At 36.9% G+C, this 14,014-nt stretch carries 12 protein-coding genes and 1 riboswitch; of the genes, 4 read left to right on the top strand and 8 right to left on the bottom strand.

The window, feature by feature from the left end; translation table 11 throughout:
• Nucleotides 1-218: 218 nt before the first annotated feature.
• Complete coding sequence (locus tag ACOZIR_RS14750) at nt 219-398, bottom strand: hypothetical protein (protein ID WP_421535672.1); 180 nt, start codon at nt 396-398, stop codon at nt 219-221.
• A gap of 208 nt (nt 399-606) precedes the next feature.
• Between ACOZIR_RS14750 and ACOZIR_RS14745 the strand changes: the two genes are divergently transcribed.
• Both ACOZIR_RS14745 and sinI read left to right on the top strand, forming a co-directional pair.
• Nucleotides 607-942, top strand: coding sequence for a helix-turn-helix domain-containing protein (locus tag ACOZIR_RS14745; RefSeq protein WP_421535671.1), 336 nt, complete (start codon nt 607-609; stop codon nt 940-942).
• Between the two features lie 120 nt (nt 943-1,062).
• Nucleotides 1,063-1,149: riboswitch (cyclic di-GMP riboswitch) on the top strand.
• 20 nt (nt 1,150-1,169) lie between these two features.
• Nucleotides 1,170-1,295, top strand: a complete 126-nt coding sequence (gene sinI, locus ACOZIR_RS14740; protein ID WP_368895863.1) for a DNA-binding anti-repressor SinI — start codon at nt 1,170-1,172, stop codon at nt 1,293-1,295.
• 102 nt (nt 1,296-1,397) lie between these two features.
• Here the strand turns inward: sinI and ACOZIR_RS14735 are convergent, their stop codons facing one another.
• Nucleotides 1,398-4,589, bottom strand: coding sequence for an Ig-like domain-containing protein (locus tag ACOZIR_RS14735; protein ID WP_421535670.1), 3,192 nt, complete (start codon nt 4,587-4,589; stop codon nt 1,398-1,400).
• A gap of 264 nt (nt 4,590-4,853) precedes the next feature.
• Complete coding sequence (locus ACOZIR_RS14730; RefSeq protein ID WP_421535669.1) at nt 4,854-5,645, bottom strand: histidinol-phosphatase HisJ family protein; 792 nt, start codon at nt 5,643-5,645, stop codon at nt 4,854-4,856.
• A 232-nt stretch (nt 5,646-5,877) separates the two neighbouring features.
• Between ACOZIR_RS14730 and ACOZIR_RS14725 the strand changes: the two genes are divergently transcribed.
• Nucleotides 5,878-6,435 (top strand): HPP family protein, encoded by a 558-nt coding sequence (locus ACOZIR_RS14725; protein WP_057241615.1) that lies wholly within the window; start codon nt 5,878-5,880, stop codon nt 6,433-6,435.
• Nucleotides 6,436-6,473: 38 nt separating this feature from the next.
• On the opposite strand, the gene ACOZIR_RS14720 is transcribed toward ACOZIR_RS14725, so the two are convergent.
• The 3 genes from ACOZIR_RS14720 to ACOZIR_RS14710 all read right to left on the bottom strand — a co-directional run bounded on the left by ACOZIR_RS14720 (nt 6,474) and on the right by ACOZIR_RS14710 (nt 10,144).
• Nucleotides 6,474-7,733, bottom strand: coding sequence for a glycoside hydrolase family 3 protein (locus tag ACOZIR_RS14720; protein WP_421535668.1), 1,260 nt, complete (start codon nt 7,731-7,733; stop codon nt 6,474-6,476).
• A gap of 2 nt (nt 7,734-7,735) precedes the next feature.
• The gene (locus tag ACOZIR_RS14715) at nt 7,736-9,175 is read right to left on the bottom strand and encodes a zinc ribbon domain-containing protein (protein WP_368896376.1); all 1,440 of its coding nucleotides are present in this window, start codon (nt 9,173-9,175) and stop codon (nt 7,736-7,738) included.
• 78 nt (nt 9,176-9,253) lie between these two features.
• Entirely contained in the window at nt 9,254-10,144 is an 891-nt protein-coding gene (locus ACOZIR_RS14710; protein ID WP_057241613.1) for a zinc ribbon domain-containing protein, read from the bottom strand.
• 290 nt (nt 10,145-10,434) lie between these two features.
• On the opposite strand from ACOZIR_RS14710, the gene ACOZIR_RS14705 reads away from it, so the two are divergent.
• Nucleotides 10,435-11,373, top strand: coding sequence for a hypothetical protein (locus tag ACOZIR_RS14705; protein WP_421535667.1), 939 nt, complete (start codon nt 10,435-10,437; stop codon nt 11,371-11,373).
• Nucleotides 11,374-11,418: 45 nt separating this feature from the next.
• On the opposite strand, the gene ACOZIR_RS14700 is transcribed toward ACOZIR_RS14705, so the two are convergent.
• Nucleotides 11,419-12,951 carry a zinc ribbon domain-containing protein gene (locus tag ACOZIR_RS14700; protein WP_421535666.1) on the bottom strand — a complete coding sequence of 511 codons (1,533 nt, stop codon included), beginning with the start codon at nt 12,949-12,951 and terminating at the stop codon, nt 11,419-11,421.
• A gap of 71 nt (nt 12,952-13,022) precedes the next feature.
• Complete coding sequence (locus ACOZIR_RS14695; protein WP_368895217.1) at nt 13,023-13,934, bottom strand: zinc ribbon domain-containing protein; 912 nt, start codon at nt 13,932-13,934, stop codon at nt 13,023-13,025.
• Nucleotides 13,935-14,014 lie beyond the last annotated feature (80 nt).

The raw sequence follows: 14,014 nt of genomic DNA, 5'->3' as shown, positions 1-14,014 counted from the left end.
ATTTTATAGCAAAACTATTTTATAACAAAACGCATACTTTTGATATACATATTTACTTATTTTTACTTAATATAGCTAAAAAGATTTATTTTTTAATCGTGTCTATAGATTCACATCATAACTTCTTTTACTTTATTTATCACTAAAGGCTAATGAGATTGATTTTTTCATGGTTATTAATCACTTGTGAAGGCTTAAGTCTCTGTTTTCCCCCTACTTCATGCAATACGATTGGGTCCCGCACCAAGCTCGCCTCTCATTCCTCCTGTTTCAAACTCAAGCTGTTTATAAAAGGCCTCTTCTCGTTCACGTTCGTTCATTTCAGTCATTTGTTCTTTTAGTTTACTTGTCAGCTCTTTATGAGTACTCCATTTCTTCCATTCAGTTTTCCACGTCATGTTCATCTCTCCTGTCTTATGTTTTTCTATTTTTATTGTGCATGGTTTATATGAACTCTCTATGAATTTAGGTGTATACCACATAGAGAAACGGTTATTTTATGCTGATTTTTATTCTTTATAAAGAACAAACTTTAAAATTAAGCCTACACAAAGAAGTTTATTATACGTTATAATGAACAAAAGAATGAGAAGAGGATGAATTGAAGTGATAGGAGAAAAAATTAAGAATTTACGGTTAAAACAAGGTTATTCAATGACCCGCTTAGCTGAAGAAGCTCATATTTCAAAATCATATTTATGCCATTTAGAAAAAGGCCTTAACAGTAATCCTTCCTTAAAAATGCTTGATAAAATTGCTTCTTCTCTGCATACGACCATTGATTATTTAATTGATTCAGAAATTAGCATTGAAACGGTACCTCTAAAGCCGAATCTTAACAAAGAATGGCTTCAATTAATTGAACAGGCAATCCAAGATGGCATGACACGAGAAGATTTTATTGAATTTCAGTGTTATTTAAAGTTCCGTAAAAAGAACTAGCACTCTTAGTTAACTAATTTTTCGAATTTTTTATGACAATCGACTCATTTCGACATACTAGACAACTATTTTCTTGTAAAATAACTTTGAAATATATATGGGAATGAATATTACAAATTATCCAGACAAGGGCAAAACTATTGAAAAATAGTGACGCAAAGCTTCAGGTCTAAGGCCGCTTTCGGCTACGATGGCTGGGTTCCCTGGCAAAGGGTGGATGAATCGTAATGAAAAAAGAACATGTACTGTTAATCGATCAAGAGTGGGTAAGTCTTATGGAATCAGCTCGCATGCTGGGGCTGACTATCGAAGAAGTCCGGAGATTTTTATCGGAGTTTAATGGAACTAAATAAAAAAGCACGCTAAAATGAACACCCCTTTGCCGGTCCTGTACTACAGAACCAGCAAAGGGGTGTTTTCTGATCTTTTCAAAGTTCTCTATTTATTTCAGTTTTTTATTTCTTATTCAATTCTTCATGACCGAAGCTTACATTCAAACCACCTAACTGGTTACAGGCTGCATTGCTATCAACAACCACTGTGCTGTCACTTTGCTTCTGAAATTGTACTTGACACCCTACGCTAAATTCATCTCCAGAATCATCATAGCTTGCTTTACCTTCACTCATAAAATGAGCTTTCCCTTCGATGTCTCCGGTATTTTGTTGATAATAAGCTCTTAGTGCAAAATCAAACCCTTCATCAGAAGCATTGGTAATGGTTATAGATTGTGTGTTTGCGGCATTCAAAAATGTACCGTTCCAGCCAGTACGTGGTTCAGAATCTTTTTGTTTAGTAGCTTGTTTTTCTTCTGTGTCTTCAGTATTTGCTTCACTTATCTCATCATTTAAAGGTTTGTTATCTGGAGAGGGTTGATCTTCTGGTGATGTAAAAGTTATAAAGCCATCATCTAAGTAAATTTCTTTATAGCGTTCACTTTCACTTTCCGGATTTAATACTTCATACATCATGACTTTCTTTGTTTCTCCCTCTCCCCACTCTCGAGTAGCTTCGCCTATTCTCTTTATACGGTAGCCACTGCTAGATTCATAGGAAGGAGATTTGTTAATTTTCACAATTTCATTCCACGTTAAATTTAATGGTTTTCTGTCAGCATCTATCACTGCATAACCATCAAGCTTCCATTTGCCATTTTCCACAACTGCAGTGAACGTTAAATAACCTCCGCGATTAGTTGTATCATTGCTTAACATAATGGTTTGAACTTTTATACGCTTCGAGCTTTGACTTAAAACTTTTAACCTTATATTGTCATATAGGTTATCCGGAATGCCTATAGAATCTGCACTGCTAAAGAAAAAGTTAAAAGCAGGAGTTAACTGCTGCTCAATAAACTTTTCTGTCGCATATGGCTCCAGCTTTTGTTGTATCATTGCTACTTCTTTTGTAGAAAGCGGACTAGCAGCGGTGTCCCATTGATGTTCCAGCTGTAAATCGCCAAGTACGCCTATTATATCGCGGTAAATATTTGTGACACCTTTACCTGTAATTTTGGGAGCTACTTCTGCTTTATCTTTACTTGCATGCTTAGCTTCTTGTTCCTGTTCACTGTTTTTACTTTTGTGAATCACCGTATTTGCTTCTTTGATAGCAACTGGAATTTTCACTTGAAGGTGCTTATTTCCTTTGAGCACCATTACAGTAACAACTGTGGTGTTACCTTCTGGATGTTTAGGTATCTTTATTTTGAAAGTCGGCTGGTCACCCTTTTTACTTTTTGTAAAAAAGACATTTGCAACTTTTTTATTTTCGGTCGTTATTTTCATTGAAGATGTGGCTTCTTTATCCTCCAATAAATTTTCTTGAACCTCATGTGATGTCTCTATATCGTAATAAGTTGCAGGCATATATTTCATGTCGATTGTATCACCTGGTTTTGCTACGATTTCTTTTGGGAAAGCCTCAATTTTTTTTAATTGCTGACATGTACTAATTTCTTTTTCTTCTGTTAAAGGAACCTCCAATTCAGGGTTATAAATAACTATATCTTTCATCATTCCTACCTCTACACCAACTGAGGCGAATGGATAGTACGAAGCTTTGGCACAGGCATTGATATCTACTTTTTTTACAGGATCATAATCATCTCCATCAAAATTTACTTCTCCAATTGCTTCTACCTGTGACTTGATGCCTACTCCTGTTTCTACACCTACTCCTAAAACACCTAGAGCACTCACTCCAGCTCCAATTTTCGGCTCAACTTCAGCTTCAATGTGCCCCCGTCCTTTAAATCCGTAAGAAACATTTCCTGTTGAATTTATGTAAGGTTTATAGCCTTTACTCGTCTTAATAACACCTGCATGTTGAATGCTATCAGCACTTCCATACACTTCAGCCTTTACAGTCGTCTTATCATTTATATCTATCTTTTTAGTATTCGTTTTCTTTATTTCATTCCCAAATAACATTCCCCCAATTTGAATATCGCCCGTTACATATAGTCCAGGAACAGGGGTCGGATAATAAACAGTCGCAATTGTTTTGTCTCGCGTCTTTTCCAGTGCTTTTTTCAGCTTTTCAGAACTGATTGTATTTTCAAAATTCTTTTCAGCAACCATACTTAGCTGCACTTCTTCAGCAGTCTTAATTTCCATATTGTAACGGGAGAATTTATCGTCTCTTTTGTTTTTCCGGATGTCGGTTATTACCTTAGGGTCTTTGAGATTCACATGTCCGCGTATAGAAAAATACTTAGACACTTTTAATTTGTTTACAGCAAATGATAATTCACCATTTTCCTCTTTTAACTCTGCGTCAAAAACATCCTCTACTTGAAACTCTCCGTGTGATTCTTTTGTATTGCTAGAAGCTATTTGAGTATCTGCAGCCTGCGCTTGTAACTTTTCATATGTAACACCTTTTACTGGCTTAACGATTAAATCTTTACTTGCTAGTGTATAAGTTTGGTAGAGATCCACGCTGTCAAATAATTCTTCAAACTTGGGCTGCGTCACTTCCAATAAAACTTTTCCATCTTGTTCTCCAACACTTTTTACTTTTACAGCTACTTCTTTAATAACGTCTTTTTCATGAGGAACGGTTAAAATATCATCCTTTTTAAGATTACTAGTTGTCGCTGTCTTTTTTAACAATAGTGTATTTGTACTTGCCTTAAGTACGTCACTAGCCTTCAATTTGTGAATGTTAGGATTATACACTACGTCTTTTACTTCTTCTCTTTTTGTAACAAATGAGAAAGTAAACGAATTCTTCACTTTCTCCCCATCCTTATACCTAAGTGCTTTGCTCATTTGAACTGTATATTGTTCTCCTTTTCTATATCCTCCTTTTGGTGGTTGAATAGAAATAGACTGTCCTTGATTCTTTAATTCTAAATGAACTGGAACTACTTTGTGGTTTTTATCAAATACTTCAATGTTTTTAGAATTTATCGTCTTAAGATCTAAACTTTCATCAAAAGAGATAACCCATTCTTTGTTTACGTCTGTATCTAGATACGTAGGGGTATTTTGAGAGGAATTATCTATTTTTTCACTAGCTAGTTTTGTTTCCTCACTTGTGGTTTGATTGGTCGCTGTGGCCGCAGACTTATGATACCAAAAATAACTTCCTGCTCCTATGATGATAATTGCTGCAATTAAAATTCCTAATCTTCTACTCAACTATAACTAACTCCTTTTCCTGATGTCCCTAACTTCTTAGTTGTGATGAATTACAAATATTCCTTAATAAAAAGGCCGTTCCTCCTTATTGTTTATTATTCAAACTATATTATTATATATCATAAGACCTATTTATGGTTAAAATTTTACCAAAAATACTATTTATATAGTTAAATGGATTCTATTCCTAAAATAGACATACTAAAAAGCATGCTCACTTAGAAGAATTACCTCCCGTGAGCATGCTTTTTTCAGTTCTCTTTCTTAAATACGAATTCCTTTTGGCTTGCGTTGATCAAACGTATAAATCTGCTTAAATCCGCACTGTTTCGCCATTTCAACGGCTTCTTTCATATGTGCTCCTACGGTTTCGGCAAAGTGTGAATCAGATCCAATGGTTAAGATTTCTCCGCCTAAATCGCGGTAGAGCCCAACAACTTCAAGTGCCGGCAATGCTTCGCCCAGCTTCCCTCTCATGCCTGAAGTGTTAATTTCAATTCCAATATTACGATCAATTGCTTTTTTCAAAATCTCCGCAAGAATATCTTTAAATTGATCAAAGTCGTAAATGCCGTACTGCTCAAACGCGTAGCGCTTCATTAAATCTAAATGAGCCAACACATCAATGTCCGCTTCGCTTACTAACTTATACATTTCGTTAAAATAAGAGCGGTAAATCGCTTCTTTGTCGTTTAGCTCCAAATGTTTACGAAGCTTGATGTTATTAATGTTATGCACCGAACCTAAAATAAAATCAAAGTTCTCTTGCTTCATCGTTTCTTGATACTTCTCTTTTAAATAGTGCGGCTCACAAATTTCAATTCCTTTTTTTATCACTAGCTGATTTTGAAACTGATCTCTGCATTCCGCTAGTTCTCGTTTATATTTATCAAAATCCATATGACCGTATGTGGGGGCTAATGGGTTTAATGAAAAGTGTTCGGTAAAACAAATTTCGTTTATGCCGTTTTTTACAGCTTGTTCGCACACTTCTTTCATGACTGCCTGTGAGTCGAATGAATTGTTCGTGTGATGATGGTAGTCTACTAGATACATAATTTAGTCACCTCTAGGTTTATTATACATCTCTCTTGCTTTCCCTGCACATAGATACCCTTTAGCCGCTTATCCTGCCTTTATTCGGTCATAAAAAGTATTTCCAATAAAAAAAGACGTTTTTCCTCTTCCAGTAATCCTGGTTTTCTTATAAACTAACTTAATATAGCAGATGTTCTGACATACAACTTGACAAACAACTTTTACTTACAAAAGAGAAAGGAAAGAAGAAATGCAGATTGAAAAAAGTTTCTCTCAAACAAAAAGCCCCTTTCTGTCTTACTTAAGCTCTTATGCTAAAAAGATGAAAGGAGAACTAAAAGAAGAACCAAAAATCAATTATAGAGACGCGATCGTTTCTTCTATCGGAGGCTTAATTGCGATTATCATCAGCAGCGCGATTGCGCTAGCGCTTGGTTATCCAATGGCGCTTGCTCCGATTGGCGCAAGCTGCGTACTTGTTTTCGGAGCTCACAAAGGTCCTTTATCACAGCCGCGTCACGTGCTTGGAGGGCACTTGCTCGCAACCGTTTCTGCACTTATTATTTGGAGCTTATTTCATCGAAGTCTTATTACGATTGCGATTGTGCTTGCTTTTGTTCTTATTTTAATGATTCTTACAAAAACCGTTCATCCTCCCGCTGCGGCTAGCGCAATTGTAGCTATTAATACTCAAGCCGGCTGGGGATATTTAGGTATTATTATGATTTGTGCATGTGTGGTCGTATTGATTTCTACCGTGTATAACAATTTATTTCAAGATCGGCAGTATCCCAGGTATTGGGTTTGATATAAAAAAAGACGCCTTCTCATGGAAGGCGTCTTTTTTTATTTATTTTTACCTACTGTGTTTTTGGCCGTTTCAGGGTCTACATGCAGCTGAATATCAGACGTTAGTTTATGAGTGAGGATTCTTTGTACTGACTCATCAATTCGCTTCTCTGATATCTTCCCTTCTTTTACTGCTTGCAAAATACCGTTATACATTTTTTCTTGGCTATCAAGCGTATGACAGACTAACAGAACATCTGCGCCTGCTTCTACAGCTCGTACGCCTAGTTCTTCATACGTAAAGTATTTACTCACAGCGCCCATTTCAAGGTCGTCAGTTACCACAAGCCCTTTATATCCAAGCTGTTTACGCAGTAGCTCTTGGATAATAATTGGGGAAATACTTGCCGGGTTTTCTTTATCATAAGCCGGATACTTAATGTGCGTTACCATAACGAAGAAGTTATTGTTATCTACATTTGTAATCATCTGTTTAAACGGATAAATATCTCCGTTCTCTAAATCTAATTTATCTGCTTTAACAGATGATGTTTCTAAGTGCGGATCAATATTGCTTCGTCCGTTGCCCGGAAAATGCTTAAGCGCAGCTGTTAGACCGTTCGCATTTAATCCTGACACGGCTGCTTCTCCAAACTCAGCCGCTTTTTCGGGGTCTGTGCCGAATGAACGCGTATCTGTGTCAGACAAGTCCAATACAGGCGCAAAGTCTACGTTAAAACCCATCGCCGCGAGTTCTTTTCCGTTATGATTTGCCGTTTGATACACAAGTTCTTTATCATTTTTCTGACCTAGCTCTTGCTGTGAAGGAATCGGTGATACTTGATCCTTCATGCGAACAATCGCACCGCCTTCTTGATCGATTCCCATCATCAGCGGGATTTGATTCTTAGTTTCCTGCGCTAGATCTTGCAGACTATTCGTTAACGTCGCTACTTGCTTTGGCGTTTTCATATTTCGATCAAATAAAATAACGCCGCCTGCATGATAGGTTGAGATCATCGTTTTAATATGCTCATCCACTTCTTCTGTTTGAAAACCAACGACCATCATTTGACCGATTTTTTCTTGCAGCGTCATGTTACTCATAAGTTCTTGTACTTGCTGATCTGTACTTTTAGGCTGACTTTTCCTTTTTTCTGCCGAAGCTTTTATTGGTTTTGTACTAATTTTTTCCGTAGTTGGTGCTTTTGCAACAGAAGAAGCAGGCTTCGACATAGATTGATAAGCCCAAACTGCTCCTATAATTAATACAACTGCGATTACTGCGTATAGAACGCCAAAGATAGGTTTTTTCATTTTTATTCAGTCCTTGAATCTACTTTATCAAGATGAGCTTCACTTAGACGCCAGTTTCCATTCTCTTTTACGAGATCCCAGCTGCCTTCCCAATCTTGAACTAATGTGCTTCCATCTTCATTATCGTCATAAGACGTCATTTCAATGTAAGCTGTTGCTTCATTTCCGTCTACTTCCGTTACTTGAACTTCTGTTACATCATCTCTAGAGTTCGCTTGTAGCCCTTCTGACCAGTCTGCTAAATCCACTGAGCTTTTTCGGCTTGAAGCAAAGTAATTATAAGCTGATGAAAAATCATCACTGGTAATAAGATTGTAGTGAGACGTGATTGCATCTTTAATATCTGCTTCTTCGGCAGCAGATGTATCATTTTCAGCTTCAGTTTCCTCGTGGTTTTCAATCTCATCTGAATCATCAACTGTTACTTCATTTTCTGAATCAAACATTAAATTGACTTCGCTCGTATTTTTTCTAATCTCTACAACCTTCGTCTTCTTTGTACCCGATGCAAAATTTCGTTTTGCATACACTTTGACAGATCCGTCTGTTGGTAAAGGTCCTAAATAATCAAGGTCTCCTATTTCAGTATCGGTACTTTTTCCATTTACATACAGCGTTGCATCATCGTAATCTGAATAGACGTACACTTCATAATCAGACCAATCAAAATCAACTCTTGCTGCTTCTTCTTCAGACGTATCAATGCTTTGCTGATTAGACACTGTTCCGTATTCGTTTTTAATGACCGCTTTAATTTTATGAGTTCCCGGTAAGAAAGGGCCCACATTTTTCTCTTCTTCATCGCTGTTGACTTTACCCACTTTTTGGTTGTCTACATACACCGTAGCGCCTTCTTCATTTGACGTTACAGCCGCATACGCTGGATTCACACGAACGGTATAATGGTCAAAAATGCCCCATTTCTTCCCGTCTTTTTGCAAATGCGCATATGGTGAAGGCTGGTCATCCGAATCATCACTGAGAGCAGCTTCTGCTTCATAAGATGCCGTTTCTTTTAATAATCCATCGTTAATGGATGAGAGAACCTTTGGATTATGATGTAAATATTCTACAAAAGACTTAGTTTGTTCATCATTTGCGCTAAGCTCAATTTGTCCTTCATTTACATAGCTTTTTACCTTGTCAATATCCTTCTCTTTGACCGCGTTCACAAATCCTTCTGAAACGGCTCGAGGTGACATCACCATTTTATCTACTGCATAATATCCCCCACCTAAAACAACGGCTGCTGCCAGTATAGAGGCAGACAGAACTTTTGTTTTTTTACTCATAGGTTTGCGGGGGTTCGAACGCTGCTGTTCCTCATAGCGAGGCTGATGAGCAGATGCCACTTCTTGATTTGCCGAAGCACTTTGACCGCATTCCGGGCAAAATTCCTGCTCTTTTGTTAATTTATGTCCACAATTACTGCAAAAATCCATCTCTATTCGCTCCTTTACGTGCTATACATAGCTAAAAAGCATCGCGCTAACGATGCCTTCTAGTATCACTTCATCCCTTTAAAACAAACTATTAAGTTCATCTCCAGTTACACTTAAGACAATTGCTTTTGCTTCTTCTAGTAATCCTTTACTTACCATAGACAGGGCGATAATAGTTACAACATACGTGATAAGAATGCTATAGACTTTATCTAATCCCCCAGGTGTATTGTTTTTAAAACTTGTGATAGTAAGTGGTATGACAAATAATATGCCTAACAACCCAAATAATAAGAAATATACGAAAATATCAATATGTATAAGTGATAGGACAATTCCTACAATAAATAAACCGGTCGGCACAATTGAAAATGTACCAAAGCGAGCAAACAGCTCTTTAAATGAAACATCTATTTTTGCTAATTTCACCACTCCATACGTTACTGCGACGATAACCACTAGTGCAATAAACATAAAAATACTTTGCTTCACAACGACATCAACAAAACTAATTCCACTTGCATCCGCAGCTGGCTTGGCATTTAAAAGCCCGCTACCAAAATCACTTTCCAGCTGCTCCCCCGTAGTAGTCGTGTAAATAACACCAAAGAACTTAACAAGCAACATCTTCCACCCAAAATACATCATAAGCGGAATACTAATTGCATAAAGAATAATTGTAATAAGCGCATTGATAAATTGTCCGTCTCCAACTCCTTGAGCTGTAGCTAAAGGATTCTTGATTCCTTGCATAAAATAACCGATATACATTTTTGAAATATGTTTAGCATTTTCCACATGCTGATTTGGCTGAGCAGGTTGGCCGCTAGGCTGAGAATATGTATGAGTAGCTGAATGATCAGCTGTTGCCGCCACTTGCTCTTTTACACCTCCCTCTCCTAATTTCGAACCGCATTTGACACAAAACTTGCCACTTTTATTAAGATGGCCACAATTTGAACACTGCAAATTTCTTTTCCTCCTTTTGAAGTTTTTCTTAGAAATGTAGAAAAGCTAAAATCTACCTTTCTAACAAAACACATACTTTAGAATTATACACTATTTCCAGTTGTTTAGTACTATTTATTTTGTTTTTTCTTTTATTTTAGTAAAAACAAGAATTCAATAGTCTTTTATATTCACTTTTTTAACATTTTATTATTTCCATGATCTTAAAGACATATTATAATGAGTAAAAACACTTTGTAATAATTTCCACAAGATTTCGAATCACATAGTATGGAAAGGGAGAAAAACACTTGGGAAAACTGGATAATGGGCAAACAATTTATATTCAAAAAGAAACAAATGGAGCCGCTGTTACCGCACTTGTTTTAGGAATTATTGGATGTGTCATAGGATTTCTTCCTTATTTAGGATGGTTTATGGCCCCCGTATGGGCACTGGCCGTTTTATTTGGACTAATTGGTCTTCGCAAAAAATATCGCAGAGGCATGTCAGTATTAGGTCTTCTATTTGGTTTAGGAGGAGCTGCTTACAAAATTGGTTTTTGGATAGTGGCAGCTGGTGGATTTATGAGCTTTCTTAGCGGTGCGGCCGACCTTGATAGTACTTCTTCTACTTCCGTTTCCGAAGAAGTATCAGCAGAAGAAGATACGGACGATTATACGGAATCTTCTGCAGAAGAATCTTCAGAACAAGCTGATACAAGTATTGTTAAAAGAAAAGATGCCGCTTCGAACGATAGCGAAAAAAGTGGAGAAACCTCTGAAGAAGACAGTACAGACACTGAATCTAAGCAAACAGAAAATGATGCTGAGGTGCTAGAACTTACATCTTTTGACTTTGGTCGTACTAAAGACGTCATTGCTGGACGATCTAATCAACTATTTTTATTTGTATATGTTAGTGCAGAGTTTGAGGCAGAGGAGCCTTTCTTGAGTGAAATAAATAGTCAAATGTCTAGATTTAGAAAAGCAGACATTGAAGTGATTGGGGTAACAGATGGTTCAGCCAAATATGCAGATAAACAGGCTATTCAAAGAGAATCTTTAAAATTTCCCGTTTATTTAGATAAATCAGGCCAATATTATGACCAAAAAAGTATTTTCTTTGTCCCTGCCGTACACTTACAAAGAGGAGATGGAACAGAACTTTTGGATATGAACGAAAATGGTATTGAAGAGATGACAACTGAAGAACTAGCTTTAGAGATCATTGATAAATCTAAGCAATAAGAAGAAAACCCTTGGGTATGACCGAGGGTTTTCCTATTATGTGTATTATATCTCTGTTGAACTAACAAGCTGATAAACTCCTAAATCGCCATTAGACAAACGCTTTACTTTATGAACACTATGAAATCTTTTATATTTCACTGATCCATCGCCATACGTAATATCGTATTCTTCAAACGTTGCTACTTTATAAGTAGAATCATCAATTTTTGTTACATCATTCACTTCGAGATTCAATAAATCTTCCTTTATCCCTTTTTTAATTAAATAAGCCGTATAGTCTTTCTGTTCTTTATACTTTGGACCGTTGGGATCGATATATGGAGAGGCAACAGAAAAATCTTCACTTTCAATCGATTCAATCGTTGCATTCATATATTGCTCAGTGAATGACGAAACTCTTTCAATTTCTGAATCTGTGATACCACCACCGTAAGTAGGCGTTTGAGCCTCTGAACTATCCACTTCCTCTTTAGAATCATTAGAACTAGAATTAGAATTAGAACTAGAACTGGAACTGGAATTAGATTCTTTCGTTGATGGAGCTGCCGATGCTTCTGTCGTATTTTCTTCATCAAAATTAAGCGCAACATCTTCCATTCCTTTTTTGATTGACACTTCTTCCGTTTTCTTTTCCTCAGAATCAAATTCACGTTTTGCATATAGTTTTACAGAACCATCCATTGGCAGTGGGCCTAAGTAATCAATATCGCCAATTTCTGTTTTGGTGTCTTTACCATTAACGAACAGCGTAGCGTCATCATAATCTGAAGAAACGTATACCGCGTAATCTGACCAATCAAAATCTACATCCACTTCTCCGTCAGTTGCGTCAATCTTTTGTTCATTTTCAACTTTTCCATAATCATTTTTAACTTCACCTTTTACAGCATGTGTTCCAGGTAAGAGTGGTCCAATTTTTTCAGAAGAGTCACTGCTTACCGATGCAGCTTTTTGACCGTCAATGTATACTGTTGTTGCATTTTCTGTAGACTGTACTTTGGCATACACTGGGGCTATTTGTACGGTGTAATGATCAAAGATTCCCCATTTCTTTCCGTCTTGTTCTAACTTAGCATATGACGAGTGTTCTTCGCTTGGGGCGCCTGAGCTAAGCGCTTTGCTATCTGCCGCTAACCCTTCAGAGATGGATTTCATTACATCGGGGTTTTCATTTAAATATGTAATAAATGATTTTGTTTGCTCGTCGTTGGCTTTTAGCTTCGTTTGACCATCATTTACATATCCCTTTACTTTTGAAACGTCATTTCCTTTTACGGCCGTGACAAACCCTTCTGATACTGCTTTAGGGGCCATTATTGTTTTATCTATTCCGTAATAGGCGCCTCCCAGTATAGCAGCTGCTGCTACAACTGAAATTGTTATAGCCTTTGTTTTTTTATTTGAAGGCTTTACCGACTGTCTCGTTTCCTCTACCGAAGAAGATGCAGGTTCTACGTGACTCTGTGATTCTGCTCCTTCGCTAGAAGCAGCTTTTCTTTCTACAGGATGTCCACACTCTGGACAAAATTCATGCTCGTTTGTTAACTGATGGCCACACTCTCTACAATATCCCAATTTCTACACTCCTTTTTCCGTATTCGTAATGGTATGAAAAAGCATCGTTAAAAACGATGCTTTTTGTCAAATTAAAAGAAGTCACTCAATTCAGTGCTTTCTCCCATTCTTGTAATAATTGCTTTTGCTTCTTCTCCTAAGCCATTTGCAATGAATACCGATACAATCGTAATGACTACGTATACAATAAGAGTACTATAAATACGATCAAGCCCATTTGTTGCACTTGGCTTGAAGCTTGCAATAGTAAATGGAACTACAAGGAAAATGCTCAATAAGCCAAAGTTCATAAAATATGAAAAGAATTCAACGTGAAGAAACGCAAGTACAAGCCCAATTAAAAGAAGAGCTGTCGGAATAATTAAGAACGTCCCAAAGCGTGAGAAAAACTCTTTAAAGGAAACGTCTACTTTTCCAAACTTTGCGGCAACATACGTTGCTCCAATAATGACCGCGAGTCCAATAAAAATAAAAATCCCTTGTTTAAAGACAAAATCAGTAAAGTTGAAATGAATCATACTATTAATGTCCGTAGCTTTTATAAAACTAACTCCCATATTAAATTCCTCTATATCAGATGGATCCATCTCTGCACTTATAACAGGGAGTTTAAACATACTTCGAACAAATTGAATTAATAGTAGCTTCCAGCCCACATACAGCATAATAGGTATACTAAGAGCATAAAGAATGACTGTGATAAGAGCATTGATAAATTGGCCTTCGCCTGCTGCTTGTGCTGTAGCTGTGGGATGTTTAATTCCTTCCACAAAATAACTAAAAAATGATTTTGACACCTTTTTCGCCTGCTGAACACGCTGATTAGGTGGTTGAGGCGCATACGCTGTTTGCGGCTGAGATTGAGGCTGATATTCAGATGCTGCTGCCGTCTGACTTACAGCTACCTCTTCTTGCAGTTTATGACCGCACTTCACGCAAAATTTTCCGCCATCATTAAAATGGCCGCAATTTGAACAATTCAAATGCTCCTTCCTCCTTCAATAAATTGTTTAAAATATAGTTATATAGATTTATGTAAAGAAAATCTATATAATTCTATATT

It is taken from the genome of Priestia sp. D3YE.R1 (assembly GCF_049199565.1).
In the GTDB taxonomy this organism is placed as follows: domain Bacteria; phylum Bacillota; class Bacilli; order Bacillales; family Bacillaceae_H; genus Priestia; species Priestia aryabhattai.
Note: the sequence above shows the minus strand (reverse complement) of the source record. Positions and strands in the feature narration are given on the sequence as shown.